The sequence below is a fragment of the Pseudomonas sp. CCI4.2 genome, from assembly GCF_034350045.1.
GTDB lineage: Bacteria > Pseudomonadota > Gammaproteobacteria > Pseudomonadales > Pseudomonadaceae > Aquipseudomonas.
Window position 1 is genome coordinate 5,483,802 of the sequence record NZ_CP133781.1, and the last position, 13,574, is coordinate 5,497,375.

General features: G+C 57.2%; 14 protein-coding genes. 3 read left to right on the forward strand and 11 right to left on the reverse strand.

Annotated features, from left to right (window positions below; genetic code table 11):
- Positions 1–9 precede the first annotated feature (9 nt).
- From RHM65_RS24910 to ppc, 5 genes are all read right to left on the reverse strand, one after another.
- Complete coding sequence (locus RHM65_RS24910) at positions 10–885, reverse strand: DUF72 domain-containing protein (RefSeq protein ID WP_322168042.1); 876 nt, start codon at positions 883–885, stop codon at positions 10–12.
- Complete coding sequence (locus tag RHM65_RS24915; protein WP_322168041.1) at positions 882–1,193, reverse strand: hypothetical protein; 312 nt, start codon at positions 1,191–1,193, stop codon at positions 882–884. The genes RHM65_RS24910 and RHM65_RS24915 overlap by 4 nt, the downstream gene beginning before the upstream one ends.
- Before the next feature lie 203 nt (positions 1,194–1,396).
- Positions 1,397–2,071 carry a tRNA (adenosine(37)-N6)-threonylcarbamoyltransferase complex dimerization subunit type 1 TsaB gene (gene tsaB, locus RHM65_RS24920; protein ID WP_322168040.1) on the reverse strand — a complete coding sequence of 225 codons (675 nt, stop codon included), beginning with the start codon at positions 2,069–2,071 and terminating at the stop codon, positions 1,397–1,399.
- 93 nt (positions 2,072–2,164) lie between these two features.
- Positions 2,165–2,812, reverse strand: a complete 648-nt coding sequence (gene adk / locus RHM65_RS24925) for an adenylate kinase (RefSeq protein WP_322168039.1) — start codon at positions 2,810–2,812, stop codon at positions 2,165–2,167.
- Positions 2,813–3,096: 284 nt separating this feature from the next.
- A complete protein-coding gene (ppc, locus tag RHM65_RS24930) occupies positions 3,097–5,733 on the reverse strand; it encodes a phosphoenolpyruvate carboxylase (RefSeq protein WP_322168038.1) in 2,637 nt (878 codons plus the stop codon).
- Positions 5,734–5,962: 229 nt separating this feature from the next.
- Between ppc and RHM65_RS24935 the strand changes: the two genes are divergently transcribed.
- The 3 genes from RHM65_RS24935 to RHM65_RS24945 all read left to right on the forward strand — a co-directional run bounded on the left by RHM65_RS24935 (position 5,963) and on the right by RHM65_RS24945 (position 7,855).
- Positions 5,963–6,298: a pilin assembly protein gene (locus RHM65_RS24935; protein WP_322168037.1), complete on the forward strand. Its 336-nt coding sequence runs from the start codon at positions 5,963–5,965 to the stop codon at positions 6,296–6,298.
- Between the two features lie 280 nt (positions 6,299–6,578).
- Positions 6,579–6,992: a DUF4398 domain-containing protein gene (locus RHM65_RS24940; RefSeq protein WP_322168036.1), complete on the forward strand. Its 414-nt coding sequence runs from the start codon at positions 6,579–6,581 to the stop codon at positions 6,990–6,992.
- Positions 6,993–7,063: 71 nt separating this feature from the next.
- Positions 7,064–7,855 carry an OmpA family protein gene (locus RHM65_RS24945; RefSeq protein ID WP_322168035.1) on the forward strand — a complete coding sequence of 264 codons (792 nt, stop codon included), beginning with the start codon at positions 7,064–7,066 and terminating at the stop codon, positions 7,853–7,855.
- 58 nt (positions 7,856–7,913) lie between these two features.
- On the opposite strand, the gene RHM65_RS24950 is transcribed toward RHM65_RS24945, so the two are convergent.
- The 6 genes from RHM65_RS24950 to lysS form a co-directional block, all read right to left on the reverse strand.
- Entirely contained in the window at positions 7,914–8,243 is a 330-nt protein-coding gene (locus RHM65_RS24950; protein WP_322168034.1) for a hypothetical protein, read from the reverse strand.
- Positions 8,240–9,148 carry an alpha/beta hydrolase gene (locus tag RHM65_RS24955; protein WP_322170785.1) on the reverse strand — a complete coding sequence of 303 codons (909 nt, stop codon included), beginning with the start codon at positions 9,146–9,148 and terminating at the stop codon, positions 8,240–8,242. Before RHM65_RS24955 ends, RHM65_RS24950 begins: the two co-directional genes overlap by 4 nt.
- A 134-nt stretch (positions 9,149–9,282) precedes the next feature.
- Complete coding sequence (locus RHM65_RS24960) at positions 9,283–10,560, reverse strand: flavohemoglobin expression-modulating QEGLA motif protein (protein ID WP_322168033.1); 1,278 nt, start codon at positions 10,558–10,560, stop codon at positions 9,283–9,285.
- Positions 10,561–10,604: 44 nt separating this feature from the next.
- Positions 10,605–11,159, reverse strand: a complete 555-nt coding sequence (locus tag RHM65_RS24965) for a hypothetical protein (RefSeq protein ID WP_322168032.1) — start codon at positions 11,157–11,159, stop codon at positions 10,605–10,607.
- A gap of 2 nt (positions 11,160–11,161) precedes the next feature.
- Positions 11,162–11,881 (reverse strand): TetR/AcrR family transcriptional regulator, encoded by a 720-nt coding sequence (locus RHM65_RS24970; protein WP_322170782.1) that lies wholly within the window; start codon positions 11,879–11,881, stop codon positions 11,162–11,164.
- A gap of 74 nt (positions 11,882–11,955) precedes the next feature.
- A complete protein-coding gene (gene lysS, locus RHM65_RS24975; protein ID WP_297840828.1) occupies positions 11,956–13,458 on the reverse strand; it encodes a lysine--tRNA ligase in 1,503 nt (500 codons plus the stop codon).
- Positions 13,459–13,574: the final 116 nt, after the last annotated feature.

Below are 13,574 nucleotides of genomic sequence, written 5' to 3' on the forward strand. Positions count from 1 at the left end.
AGCCGATCCTTACAGCAAACCCAATTGCTGTTGCGCGTCAGGCGCCTCGCTCTCCAACACCACCAATGGCGACAACCCCGGCAACCGTGTCATCAATTGCTGATGGAAGCGTCGCGCCAAGTCAGGCGCCTGAAGGTTGTCGGGGGTGTGCAGAAAGACATAAGGCGTACGCCCCTCCTCTATCCAGCCGGCGACTTTCTCGACCCAAGGCGCCAAGAACGGATCATTGGCTTCCAACAGTGGATGACCGATAAAACGCACTTGGGGACATTGCGTCAGTGCTGCGGGGCGCGGCGGGACTTTGGGTTTTTTCGACTGCGCATGCAGCACCGCTGGGTCCGTTGACACACAACTGAACAGCGCTCGCGGATCAAGGCAGATGCGCTCTACACCCCGGTCCAGCAACAATCGATTGAGCATCCGTTCTTCATCGCCCTTGGCGAAAAACGCCGGGTGCCGAACCTCTACCGCCAGCGGACGCTCAAGGGCGTCGATAAAACTTACCAGCTCAGCCAATCGCAGCGGGCCGAAGCTCGCCGGTAATTGCAGCCACAACGGCGACACGCGCTGGCCCAGAGGCGCGAGGAGCGCAATGAAGTCGTCAGCTGCGTGCAGTTGTTGACGCAGGTCGCCACCGTGGCTGATGTCGCGATGGAATTTGGCGGTGATTCGAAAGTGTTCCGGCAGCGTTCGAGCCCAGCGTTCAACAATCACGGGCGAAGGCCGGGCATAAAACGTGGTATTGCCTTCGACCGCATTGAACACCTGCGCGTACAAGCCGAGGAATTCGTTAGGACGGGCGTTCTCCGGGTACAGAGAATCGCGCCAGGCGTTTTCACTCCAGGACGGGCAACCGAGGTAATAAGGGGGAAGAGAAGAATTCAAACGTGAAGGTCGAGGCCCAGCACTTCCATGTCCCAATCGACGTAACTGGCGGTGGTGAGGTAACTGGCCAGTGCATGGGCAACACGGTTGCTGACGGAGCGAGGGAAAATCATATCTTGTTGGCGTGCGGGAACGTTAGCCGTCGGACCTGCTTGTGTACTTTGCGGTCGAGAGGTCGGCGCGGGGAGTTGCGGGGAAATTTCGTTCTCGCTGTCGACTTCCTCAAACGCGTCATCAACCACCGCAGCGCCTTTGCGAGGCTTGCGCTTTATGGGGTATGAGCGTGATGAGGGTCCGTCTATGCGCATCAATGCGTACTCGGCGTCGTATAGTGGCAATCTAGCAGCACGGACATGGCTTCACAAATGTCCGAACGATAACTAGACCACAATTTTTGCAGAAGGTTTAAAAACACTGATGAAGTGTCGCATTTCCTTAAAAGCCGGGAATACACCGCTTCCCTGAAGGGATAAGGTCCGAAGGTCCTTCGCCAACAAGACGGTATCTACAGCTACTTAGCCTTGGGGGTCGCGACTTTATCGCGCAGGTAAACCGGTTGCGCCTGGTCAGCGACAACGGCTTCGCCACGTGCCCAAGCGAAGGTCGCCAGAGTCAGCAAATCTTGTGCATGGGGCAGCAATTGCGCGTCATGCCCAGCCACCTTGATTGCGATCCGCTCGGCATAACCCCAGCCCGTGCCTGCGCCGAACCATTCACCCTGAGCATCATCCGGCAATGCAGCCAGTTCCGGGGGCAAGACCGCTTCGATCCCGGCTAAGCGCATTTCACCGGCTGTTTCGCGATAACAGCCCCAGTAGACCTCGTCCATCCGCGCATCGATCGCCGAGGCAACCTGACGGACACCGCGCTCACGGAACGCACGTTGCGCCAACACGGCCAAGTTCGACACCGGCAATACCGGGCGTTCCAGGGCAAATGCCAGGCCCTGCACGACGCCGATAGCGATACGCACTCCGGTAAATGCCCCCGGTCCGCGACCAAAAGCGATGGCGTCAACCGCAGACAAGGCAACCCCGGCTTCGGCCAGCAGGTCCTTGATCATCGGCAACAAGCGCTGTGCATGCAGACGCGGGATGACCTCGTAGTGGCTCAGCACTTTGCCGTCGTGGAGCAAAGCGACAGAGCAAGCTTCAGTGGCGGTATCCAGGGCCAGCAAGGTGGTCATCGGTGTTTCCATTTGAAAGGTGCGTAAAAAAGTGCCGCATTATAAACAACTACGGCCCGCAAGCGGGCCGTAGTTCATGACTGCAATCGGGTATCAGCTAAAAGCAGCCAGCACCTTGGCGGTGATGTCGTCGACAGAACCGATGCCTTCGATGTGGCTGAACTTCGGCTTGCCATTCTGAGTCGCCAGGTTCTGGTAGAACGAAACCAGCGGCTTGGTTTGAGCGTGGTAAACCTCAAGGCGGTGACGCACGGTGGCTTCGACGTCATCTTTGCGCTGAACCAGCGGCTCGCCGGTAACATCATCCAGACCCGCCACCTTTGGCGGATTGTAGATAAGGTGATAAACGCGACCAGAACCTTCATGCACCCTACGACCGGAGATGCGTTTGACGATTTCTTCGTCATCGACCGCGATTTCAACCACGTTGTCGATTTCCAATCCGGCGGTCAGCAACGCTTCAGCTTGGGGGATCGTACGTGGGAAGCCGTCGAACAGCACGCCATTGGCGCAATCTGGCTGGGACAAACGGTCTTTGATCAAGCCGATGATCAGGTCATCGGAGACCAGACCGCCGCTGTCCATGACGCTTTTGGCTTTCAGGCCAAGTTCTGTGCCGGCTTTAACGGCTGCGCGCAGCATGTCACCCGTGGAAATTTGCGGGATGCTGAATTTCTCGGTGATGAATTTTGCCTGAGTACCTTTACCGGCCCCGGGAGCTCCCAGCAGAATCACGCGCATCAATGTGCTCCTCAATTTTTATAGAGATATCAACAGACTCGCCTCTTTGGGCCAATCTCAAAAAATGTTCAGCCAATCGGCCAAAGGCTGATCAAGATACACAGCAGGCTATCCCCACACAAGCAGCCGAAAGTCGCAGCAACCGACGACGCTTCGGCACCCAAATTTGCTGCTACCAAAGTATGACTTGGCGCAACCTTATAAAAATGCGTCTTAAAGGGTCGATAAGTAACCCTTTTTTGATGAGCGCAGCTTCCTTTGGCAGCGCTGCACGCTAAAAGTCTTCAGCCCGTGTTACGCAACCCGGCGGCTATGCCTGCCACCGACACCAGCAATGCTTGTTCCAAAGGGCTGTCCAGCGCTGCCTCGCGTGTGCGTGAACGTGACAATAGTTCAGCCTGCAACAGGTGCAAGGGGTCGAGGTAAGTATTGCGCAAACTAATGAACTCAAGGGTCTCTGGACTATGTGCAAGTAGCTGCGATTGCCCTGTCAGCCCCAGTACCACTTGGCAGGCCTGCGACAATAGGTCGCGCAAGTGACTGCCTAAATGTTGCAGGTGTGGCTCGACCAGTCGTTCGTCATACAGTTGAGCGATGTCACTGTCGGCCTTGGCCAACACCATCTCCAGCATGTCGATACGCGTGCGGAAAAATGGCCACTGTTCACGCATGTGCGCCAACAGTTCACCTTCGCCGCGCTCCAGCGCTTTGCTCAACGCGGTTTCCCAACCGAGCCAGGCGGGCAGCATCAAACGGGTTTGGGTCCAGGCAAAAATCCACGGGATCGCACGCAAGCTTTCAACCCCACCTTCACGACGCTTGGCTGGCCGGCTGCCCAACGGTAGGCGCCCCAGTTCTTGCTCGGGGGTGGCCTGACGGAAGTATTCGACGAATTCAGGATTCTCGCGCACCACCGCCCGGTAGGCACTAACACCATCAGCGGCCAAGTGATCCATCATTTCGCGCCACGCCGGTTCAGGACGGGGTGGCGGTTGCAGCGTGGCTTCGAGCACTGCTGCCAGGTACAAATTGAGGTTCTGCTCGGCGATGTCCGGCAAACCGAACTTGAAACGAATCATCTCGCCCTGTTCCGTCGTGCGAAAGCGCCCTGCCACTGACCCCGGCGGCTGCGACAGAATTGCCGCGTGGGCGGGGCCACCACCACGGCCGACCGTGCCGCCGCGACCGTGAAACAGCAACAGTTCAACTTGCTGCTCGCGACAGATGTCGACCAATTGCTCCTGAGCCCGGTATTGGGCCCACGCCGCAGCGGTAGTCCCGGCGTCCTTGGCCGAGTCGGAATAGCCGATCATCACTTCTTGCGGGCCATGCAGACTCAAGCGATAGCCCGGCAGGCTGAGTAACTGTTCGATGGCAGGACCGGCGTTGTCCAGGTCCGACAAGGTTTCAAACAACGGCACCACGCGCATCGGCCGTTGCAGACCGGTTTCCTTAAGCAGCAGTTGCACCGCCAACACATCCGAAGCGGCCCCGGCCATGGAGATCACGTATGAACCCAGCGACGCAGCCGGCGCCGCCGACACTTCACGGCAGGTCGCGAGCACCTCGGCGGTATCGGCAGCAGGTTTGAAGTGGCTGGGCAATAACGGACGACGGTTTTTTAGCTCGCGCAGCAGGAAGGTAATCCGCGCGTCTTCGTTCCAGTCTTCGTAGCGGCCCAAGCCCAAATAGTCGGTAATTTCAGTCATCGCCGCCGTGTGGCGACTGGAATCTTGACGCACGTCCAGACGCACCAAAAACAACCCGAAGGTCACCGCACGCCGCAGGCAATCGAGCAACGGTCCATCGGCAATGACACCCATGCCACAGTCGTGCAAGGACTGGAAACACAGGTTCAACGGCTCAAACAGATCCCGGTTGTTGTGTAACACACTGTCGGGCGCTGGTTGCGTGACGGCCAATGAAGATTGAGCCCATTTGCGCGTGGCACGCAGGCGATCGCGCAACCGCTTGAGTACGGCGCGATACGGTTCGGCGCTATCACCAGCGGCGGCACGCAAGGCACCGCTGGCCTCTTGCATCGACAGTTCGGACGCCAATTGATCAACGTCACGCAGGTAAAGATCAGCCGCCATCCAGCGCGCCAGCAGCAAGACCTCTCGAGTGACCGCAGCGGTAACGTTGGGGTTGCCATCACGGTCGCCACCCATCCACGACGCAAAGCGTATGGGTGCGGCTTCCAGCGGCAGGTGCAACCCGGTGGCCACATGCAGGGCGTGATCGGCCTTGCGCAGGTAATTGGGTATCGCCTGCCACAGGGAGTGCTCGATCACGGCGAAGCCCCATTTTGCCTCGTCGATGGGCGTCGGGCGGGTGCGGCGGATTTCTTCGGTGTGCCAGGCTTCGGCAATCAGCCGTTGCAGGCGCACGGTAATGTTTTCGCGCTCAGCGGCGCTGAGGTCACGATGGTCGAGGGCCGCCAATTGCGCGGCGATCGCGTCGTATTTTTGAATCAGGGTTCGGCGCGCCACTTCGGTGGGGTGCGCCGTCAATACCAACTCGATTTCCAGCTTGCCCAACTGCCGCGCCAACGCCTCAGGCGAATGGCCGGTGTTTTTTAGCCGTTCCAGCAGCTCAGGCAGCACACGGGATTCAAATGGCTGTGGCAACGGGTCTTCGCGACGGTGGATAAGTTGATATTGCTCTGCAATGTTGGCCAGGTTCAAAAACTGATTGAACGCTCGCGTCATCGGCAGTAACTCATCCTCGCTCAGCTCATCAACGCTGGTACTCAACTGCTCAGTGCCCGCTGCCGAGCCGCGCCGTCCTGCTTTGGCGCCTTTGCGAATGCGCTCGATTTTTTCGAGAAACTCAGGCCCGCGTTGCTCACGGATGGTATTGCCCAACAGCTCACCCAGCAGGTGAACGTCTTCGCGTAAACGTGCGTCGATATCGGCCATGGCCCTAGTCTCCAGCGTTTCTTGACGGGTGCTGCTCAGTGATTAAAGGACAAGACTGAACAAGCGCGCAAAAATCTGATCCATAAGAGTGCACAGCGCGGTGGGTTCTGACAAGCACACCTCTGTCTAGCACCTGGATTGAAGGGGATGAGCTAATCTGTGGAGTGAGCCGTACCGCGACTTGCACCCCGATGTTCCCGCCACAAGCGGGCTTACCATGAGGTTCCATATGAAAATTCGTGAACTTGCCAAACACTGGGAACAGAATGCCAAGGGCCGCTTGAGCAAAACCGGCTATACGATTCATCTGGACGTCGAAGCCGCCGCGCGCTTGGCGGCCATTGCCGAGATGTACCCCAAACGTCTTCCCGAGGAACTGCTTGGGGAACTGATTGGCGCGGCGCTGGAAGAACTTGAGGCCAGCTTTCCGTACGTCAAAGGCAACCATGTGGTGGCCACGGATGAAGAAGGTGATCCGCTGTACGAAGACGTCGGTCCTACCCCGCGCTTTCTTGCCCTTTCGCGGCAACATCTGCATCAGCTTGACGAAAAATCTGACGCGTAAACCTATCGTTTCCACCCGCGCTCGTTAACCCTCCTCTCAGCGTCTGCCTGGCCGATTTATGCGGCCGGCATGCGCCTGCATGACTTTTGAGTCACGTTCTAGAGCCTTCTACCTCCCGTTTAGGTTTTTTCAGGCGGTGGAAAAACCTGACTGAACTATTCAAAAAATCCATGGGTCACAGCCATTAACCATCGCAGCAAACCTGATAGCAGTTGGCGTGAACCCTATGTCCGGCTTCAGGCATGACTGTCATGGAAAATCTGGTTCCAAGAGACCTCCAATGGAGTTGAACACCATGAAGATCAATACTGCCACCCCCTCGTTTAGCCGCGTTCGCGGGTTGAAACTGGCTGTTTTGGCACTCGGCAGCAGCGTTGTATTGGCCGGATGTGCGGGTAACCCACCGACGGCGCAGTACGCAGTCACTCAATCTGCCGTGAACAGCGCCGTCAGCGCAGGTGGCACCGAGTACGCGGCCGTGCAGATGAAGTCGGCTCAGGACAAGCTCAAAGCAGCGGAACTGGCGATGCACGACAAGAAATACGACGAAGCGAAAATGCTTGCCGAGCAGTCCGAATGGGACGCCCGTGTAGCTGAACGTACCGCTCAAGCGGCCAAAGCTCAAAAAGCTGTCCAGGATGCCCGTCAGGGTGCTGATGAACTGCGGCAGGACGGCATGAAGACCACGCAGTAAGCGCGGCCGGCCGCACCCTCCCGTTTATTCGTATTGCCTAGATCGACATTGAATTGAAGGACGAAAATATCATGCGTAAACAATTGATGGTTCCTGCTCTTCTCGCGCTGAGCATTGGCTTGGCCGCCTGTGCAACACCTCCGAATCCTAGCCTTGAACAAGCGCGGACCAACTTTGCCGCCCTGCAAGCCGACCCGCAATCGAGCCAGGTTGCCGCGCTGGAAACCAAGGACGCGAGTGACTGGCTGGATAAGGCCGACATGGCCTATCGCAATAAAGAGGACGCCAAAAAGGTCGATCAGCTGTCTTACCTGACCCTCCAACGAATTGAGGTGGCCAAGCAGACCGTTAACCTACGGACCGCTGAAGATCAGCTGAAAAACGCCGCCGCGATGCGAGCACAAGCGCGCTTGGCTGCCCGTGATGCGCAGATCAAACAGCTCCAGGACAGCTTGAACGCCAAGCAGACTGCTCGCGGTACCTTGGTGACCTTTGGCGATGTGTTGTTCGACGTAAACAAAGCGGAGCTGAAATCGTCCGGCATGATGGACGTCAACAAGCTTGCGCAGTTCTTGCAGCAAAACCCGGATCGCAAAGTGGTGGTCGAAGGCTACACCGACTCCAGCGGGTCTACGTCTTACAACCAGTCTTTGTCTGAACGCCGGGCCGATTCGGTACGCACAGCCTTGGTGAAGATGGGTGTCGATCCTACCCGCATCGTGGCTCAGGGTTACGGCAAGGAATACCCGGTTGCGGACAACAGCAGCAACTCGGGGCGCGCGCAAAATCGTCGCGTGGAAGTGACCATTTCCAACGACAATCAACCGGTAGCACCGCGCTCGTCGATGCAATCGACTAACTGAGGCACAGTAAAACGCCCCGCCGGTGTGAATCGGCGGGGCGTTTTGTTGTGGTTTTGCTTTACGGCTGCAACTGCTGCGGGGTTTCCTGGCCCATGCAATGCACGGCCTGTTTGCTGCCGTTGACTAACACGCCGCTCAGACCTTTCTGCGCGGTGTCGAACAAAACCAATACACCGTCGATGCACTGCGCGACTTCGGTAGCAGGGTCCACGGAGATTTTGTATTCCTCGCCTGGCACGGTCTTGAGCATGGTGAATTCGCTCAACAACAACGCATCTTCTGGCTTGGCAAAATGCAGATAGCCGTAATACCAGAGGCAACCGACAGTGCCGAGGATGCAGCCGATGCCGGTAAGGATCAGGGGAATTGCGTTACGTTCTTCGCTCATTGCGGACTCTCTGAATGTTCAATTTCTGAATGCTGAGTTGCGGGTTGCGCAACCGGGGTTTCGGGGTAATTCGGGACTTCGGCCAATCGACGCAGCCCATTGAAGTGCTGCGGGTCTTCCAGATAACGCAGCAACACCTGGCGCCAGGTCGGGTCAAAGAACGTCTGCACATGGCCACCCCGGGTCAATTGCAGGACCCTCGGCGGCGGCGCAGCTTGATACAGACTGATGCCATTGGAAAGAGGGACCAACGTATCGTCGATGCTCTGAAACATCATGATGGGCGTGCCCACCAGCTGCGGCATTCCTTTGATGGCGCTTTCTGAGTCCGGGATCAGCCATGACAGTGGCGTTTGCAGCGGCCAGGTCAGCCACGACGTGCTCAAGGTGTAGCGCGCAACATCCCGGTAGCTGGCCGGCGTGCCGTCTAACACCAAGGCTTTGAGCCGCGCCCTTTGCTGTGGATGCTCAGCCAAATAGTGCACGGCCAGCGAACCACCGATGCTTTGCCCAAGGACCACCAATGGTTTCCCCTGTACCTGCGGCGCGGTGTTCAGCCAATCAAACGCGGCGTCGATGTCTTGATAGATCGCCGGCAAACTGGGCTCGCCTTGAGACAAACCGTAGCCCCGGTAGTCCAGCAGCAACACTTGATAGCCCTCGGCTGGCAGCCAATAACTGCCGCCCAGGTGCCAAGCCAGATTGCCGCCATTGCCGTGCAGGTGCAAAACCGTGCCTTTGACCGGCACCCCGGCTTTTGCAGGCAGCCACCAGCCATGCAAGTGCGTGCCGTCAGCGGCGATCAATGTTACATCGCGAAATTGCACATGGGCTTTTTCAGGGGTAAAGGGCAAGCCGGGTTCGGGGTAAAACAACAGGGAGCTGCAACCTGCGAGGGTCAGCATCAAGGCTAATGCAGCGAAAATCTTCACCTGTGATCCCTTTTTTTCATATCTGTAGGAGCCAACGTGTTGGCGAAACGGCTGACGCGGTGTGCAGGCTTTTCGCCAACAAGTTGGCTCCTACAAATCAAACTGGTTTACAAAATATTGGAATAGTCCGCTTCGATCCGGTCCAGACTCAGGTGGTTGAGGAAGTTCGAAAAACACATCCAGGCAGACAACGCATTCATGTCGCGGAACTGCTCGGGCAGGTACTTGGGCGGCACCACCAAGCCTTCATCGACCAGTTGACGCAAGGTGCGCATGTCTTCCAGCGTGGTCTTGCCACAAAACAACAGCGGCACTTGCTCCAGTTTGCCTTTACGCACGGCCAACTGAATGTAGTTGTAAACCATGATGAAGCCCTTGAGGTAGGACAAGTCTTTGGTGAATGGCAGGCCGTTGGGCACCGATCCACGAAATACGCGACTGGCATTGCCATAGCTCTCGGCCATTTCAAAGCCTTGCTCGCGATAGAACTCGAACACCTGGAGGAAATCAGCACCTTCTTCGGCCATGTGAATGGCTCGCGTCCGGTTGGTCAGTTTGCGCAGGCGGCTTGGATACGAGGCAAAGGCGATGACTTCCATCAGGATCGCCAAGCCTTCCTGCGTCACCGTCGACGATGGCGGGCCTTTCGACAAGAAGGTACAGATCGGTTGGTTCTGGCCGTTGAGGGTCGTCCCGACGTGGACCAGCCCCTCGTGTACTTCCAGCGCCCGCACGTCGCGCTCGTTGAACATGGCGTCAGTACGAATCTTGATGTAATCAGCGCCCGCCGCAGCGTCAGCAACGATGCCGTCAGACTCGAACACGCGGATGGTTGATTCAGCTTCGCCGAACACTTTGTTCAGTCGCGATTGCAGCATCTCCACCGCGTCTTTCGCGGTGAGGGTTTTCGCCTCGTCTTTAAGGTCGCCGCGCCCGGCAATGTTGTTCAGGTAATCGGAGAGCATCATGCCCAGGTCGGCCAGGGTAGGGTCACCCGCGTGGAACGCGTCGGAAGCGGCGCCATACAGCTCTTGGGAAATCAGGCCGAAGTCCGGCGTACCCCGCGCTTCGAGCATGCGGATCACCATGCGGTATTCCTTGCACATGCGCCGCATAATCTGCCCGACCGGGTTAAATTGCCCCAGCTGCCGGGTAATGTCGCGTTCGATGTTCTGGAATTCCAGCTTCACCGCGTTGGAGTCAAACGCCAGCGGGCGGTTATCGTAATAGGCGCGATCCACAGCAGGCATTTTCTTGCCCTTCGCTTCGAGAAAACCCCTACGAACATTGTCGTCCCACTTCACTGCATCGAGCACACGGATCGGGGTCTGAGCCACGACGATACGGTCTGACAGCGCGCGAATAGTCTGCTGGTAATCGTCCACCCGATACTCCTTTTGAATGACGGCTCGCTGCGGACAGGGCACCGCTACTTAATTTGGCGCTGATAGCGCGCCATTTCGATGAATACATCCGAATTCGCCGGATCGTCCAGGTAACTGAACACCTGATCCAGAGGGCTGGTGACCAATACGCCGTCGCCCTTTTCGGTTTCCAGCGTGTCACCGGCCAGGATTTTCTGGTCGATTAACTGATTGATCCGATCAATATCGAGGGGGTAGACCACCAACTCGTGTGATTCGGTCAATTCAAACCCAGCGATGACGAAATTAGAGCCGTATTTTTCAGGCAAGCCAGCCGACAAGTACCAGCGACTGCCATGCCGCGACACGGTAAACGTGTACTCGTCGCGGTTTTTGCGATCGCCTTTGCGGTAGCTGACGGCTTTGTATTCGTGATTACCTAAACGGGTTATCTCCAGTTCCAGCGGCTCGCCCCACGCGTTTTGACTCGTCCATGTGCCGAGCAGCCCAGCAGGCGCTGCATCGTTGGCCGGGATCGGGTCCTTGAACGTCACCAGGCAGCCGCTCAATAACAAGAACGACAAGGCGATGACGACAGACGATGTCCTGAAAAATCGCATAGTTACTCGCTGGTCAGTGTCGGGGCACCCAGTACCAAATGCATGTAGCGGGTCAGTATTCCAAGCATTGCTTCGTCCGCATCAGGCTGCGGACCGTCTAGCAGGCCCTGATATTCCATCCGGCAGATAATCCCCGTCAACACTTGAGCATCCTGTTGCGGTTGCGACGAGCCCATTACCTGCAAAAACTGAAAGGTACCTTGCAGCAAAATCTGCTGATGGGCGCTCACCAATTGTGTCAGTCGAGGGTTGATTAACGCCTCATGGTGAAACGCATGTTCAGCGATCAGATGCTCGCGCCGGGCGGTCAGTTGAAAGCGCAGGTATTCCAGCGCCATCAACGCAATGTCGTCGGCCAATTGTGCTTGGCACTCAAGACTGCCATCGCTGCGCGCAAGCATGCCGTGCAGCACCACTTCGGTGTTACCCCAGAGTTTGGCCATGTACGCTGCGCTGCGTTCGACGTGCTGGGAAAAGGCATCGGTGAGCAAGTCGTCCATGTCTTTGAAATAGTAGGTGGTGGCCGAGAGTGGCACACCGGCTTCAGCGGCCACTGCCCGATGGCGTACAGCCCGGACGCCATCACGTACGACGATTCGCATCGCAGCGTCGAGAATGTCTTGCCGGCGCTGCTCACTGCCCTGCCGACTGGCTTTGCGCCCCTGATACTGAATACTTTGAGCCACGGCTGTTGCGATGCCCGCAGCCCCTTCTTGAGCGATCCCACGGTTCACGATGGGTCTCCTTTAATAGAGCATAAAAAAACCGCCTCATCGGGCGGCTTTTTCATTGGCTATTACGCTTGTGGGCGCATATGCGGGAACAGGATCACGTCGCGAATCGACGGTGCGTCGGTCAGTAGCATCACCAGTCGGTCGATGCCGATACCTTCACCGGCGGTGGGTGGCATGCCGTATTCCAAGGCGCGAACGAAGTCGGCATCGTAATGCATGGCTTCATCGTCACCAGAGTCCTTGTCACGAACCTGGGCCTGAAAGCGCTCGGCCTGGTCTTCCGCGTCGTTCAACTCGGAGTAGGCGTTGGCGATTTCACGGCCACCGATGAACAATTCAAAGCGGTCGGTGACGTTCGGGTTGGTGTTATTGCGACGTGCCAGCGGCGACACTTCGAACGGGTATTCGGTGATGAACGTCGGCTGCTCGAGTTGATGCTCGACCAACTCTTCAAAAATCATGGTTTGCAGCTTGCCCAGACCTTCAAAGCCTTTAACAGCAGCACCGGCTTTCTTGGCGATAGCGCGGGCCTTGTCGATGTCTTCGAGGTCAGCCGCAGTAATGTCCGGGTTGTACTTGAGGATCGATGCGAACACCGAGATACGCTGGAACGGCTCGCCGAAATGGAACACTTTGCCTTGATATGGCACGTCGGTGCTGTTCAACACCAGTTGCGCCAGCTCACGGAACAGTTCCTCGGTGAGGTCCATATTGTCTTCGTAGTCGGCGTAGGCCTGATAGAACTCAAGCATGGTGAATTCTGGATTATGCCGAGTCGAAACGCCTTCGTTGCGGAAGTTGCGGTTGATCTCGAATACGCGTTCGAAGCCGCCAACCACCAGGCGCTTGAGGAACAGTTCCGGGGCGATACGCAGGAACATGTCCAGGTCGAGGGCGTTGTGGTGAGTCTCGAACGGCTTGGCGGCAGCACCACCGGGGATGGTCTGCAGCATCGGTGTTTCGACTTCGAGGAAATCACGCTTCATAAAGAAGGCCCGAATATGCGCGATGACCTGCGAACGAATGCGGAAGGTGTCGCGGACTTCTTCGTTGACGATCAAGTCAACATAGCGCTGGCGATAACGGGTTTCGGTATCGGTCAGGCCGTGGTGCTTGTCCGGCAACGGGCGCAAGGATTTGGTCAGCAAGCGCACGTTGGTCATTTCAACGTACAAGTCGCCTTTGCCGGAACGGGCCAGAGTGCCTTCGGCGGCAATGATATCGCCCAAGTCCCAGGTCTTGACCGAGGCCAAGGTGTCTTCCGACAGGGTTTTGCGGTTGACGTAGACCTGAATGCGACCGGTCATGTCCTGAATCACCATGAACGAGCCACGGTTAAGCATGAGACGACCCGCAACCTTGACCGGAATCGCTGCAGCCAACAGCTCTTCCTTGGTCTTGTCGGCGTACTGCTTCTGCAAGTCATTGCAGTAGCTGTCGCGGCGGAAGTCGTTGGGGAAGGCTTGGCCTTTGGCGCGCTCGACGGCAAGTTTTTCCTTGCGCAGGGCGATCAGGCTGTTTTCTTCCTGTTGCAGGTCTTGCGGGTCGAGTTGTTGGTCGCTCATGTCTTGGATTTCCATCACAGGTTCGGTGCCCGCGCCTAGGACGAGGGACTTGAATCGGGGCTATTGATCAATGCTTGATCTGCGCCGCTTGCTCTTGAAACTAAGTGCTCTAACTG

What these genes read in the sequence shown, in the direction of transcription:
- RHM65_RS24915 (WP_322168041.1), bottom strand. Translation starts at nt 1,193, where the DNA reads ATGCGCATAGACGGACCCTCATCACGCTCATACCCCATAAAGCGCAAG.
- tsaB (WP_322168040.1), bottom strand. Translation starts at nt 2,071, where the DNA reads ATGACCACCTTGCTGGCCCTGGATACCGCCACTGAAGCTTGCTCTGTC.
- adk (WP_322168039.1), bottom strand. Translation starts at nt 2,812, where the DNA reads ATGCGCGTGATTCTGCTGGGAGCTCCCGGGGCCGGTAAAGGTACTCAG.
- ppc (WP_322168038.1), bottom strand. Translation starts at nt 5,733, where the DNA reads ATGGCCGATATCGACGCACGTTTACGCGAAGACGTTCACCTGCTGGGT.
- RHM65_RS24935 (WP_322168037.1), top strand. Translation starts at nt 5,963, where the DNA reads ATGAAAATTCGTGAACTTGCCAAACACTGGGAACAGAATGCCAAGGGC.
- RHM65_RS24940 (WP_322168036.1), top strand. Translation starts at nt 6,579, where the DNA reads ATGGAGTTGAACACCATGAAGATCAATACTGCCACCCCCTCGTTTAGC.
- RHM65_RS24945 (WP_322168035.1), top strand. Translation starts at nt 7,064, where the DNA reads ATGCGTAAACAATTGATGGTTCCTGCTCTTCTCGCGCTGAGCATTGGC.
- RHM65_RS24950 (WP_322168034.1), bottom strand. Translation starts at nt 8,243, where the DNA reads ATGAGCGAAGAACGTAACGCAATTCCCCTGATCCTTACCGGCATCGGC.
- RHM65_RS24955 (WP_322170785.1), bottom strand. Translation starts at nt 9,148, where the DNA reads ATGCTGACCCTCGCAGGTTGCAGCTCCCTGTTGTTTTACCCCGAACCC.
- RHM65_RS24965 (WP_322168032.1), bottom strand. Translation starts at nt 11,159, where the DNA reads ATGCGATTTTTCAGGACATCGTCTGTCGTCATCGCCTTGTCGTTCTTG.
- lysS (WP_297840828.1), bottom strand. Translation starts at nt 13,458, where the DNA reads ATGAGCGACCAACAACTCGACCCGCAAGACCTGCAACAGGAAGAAAAC.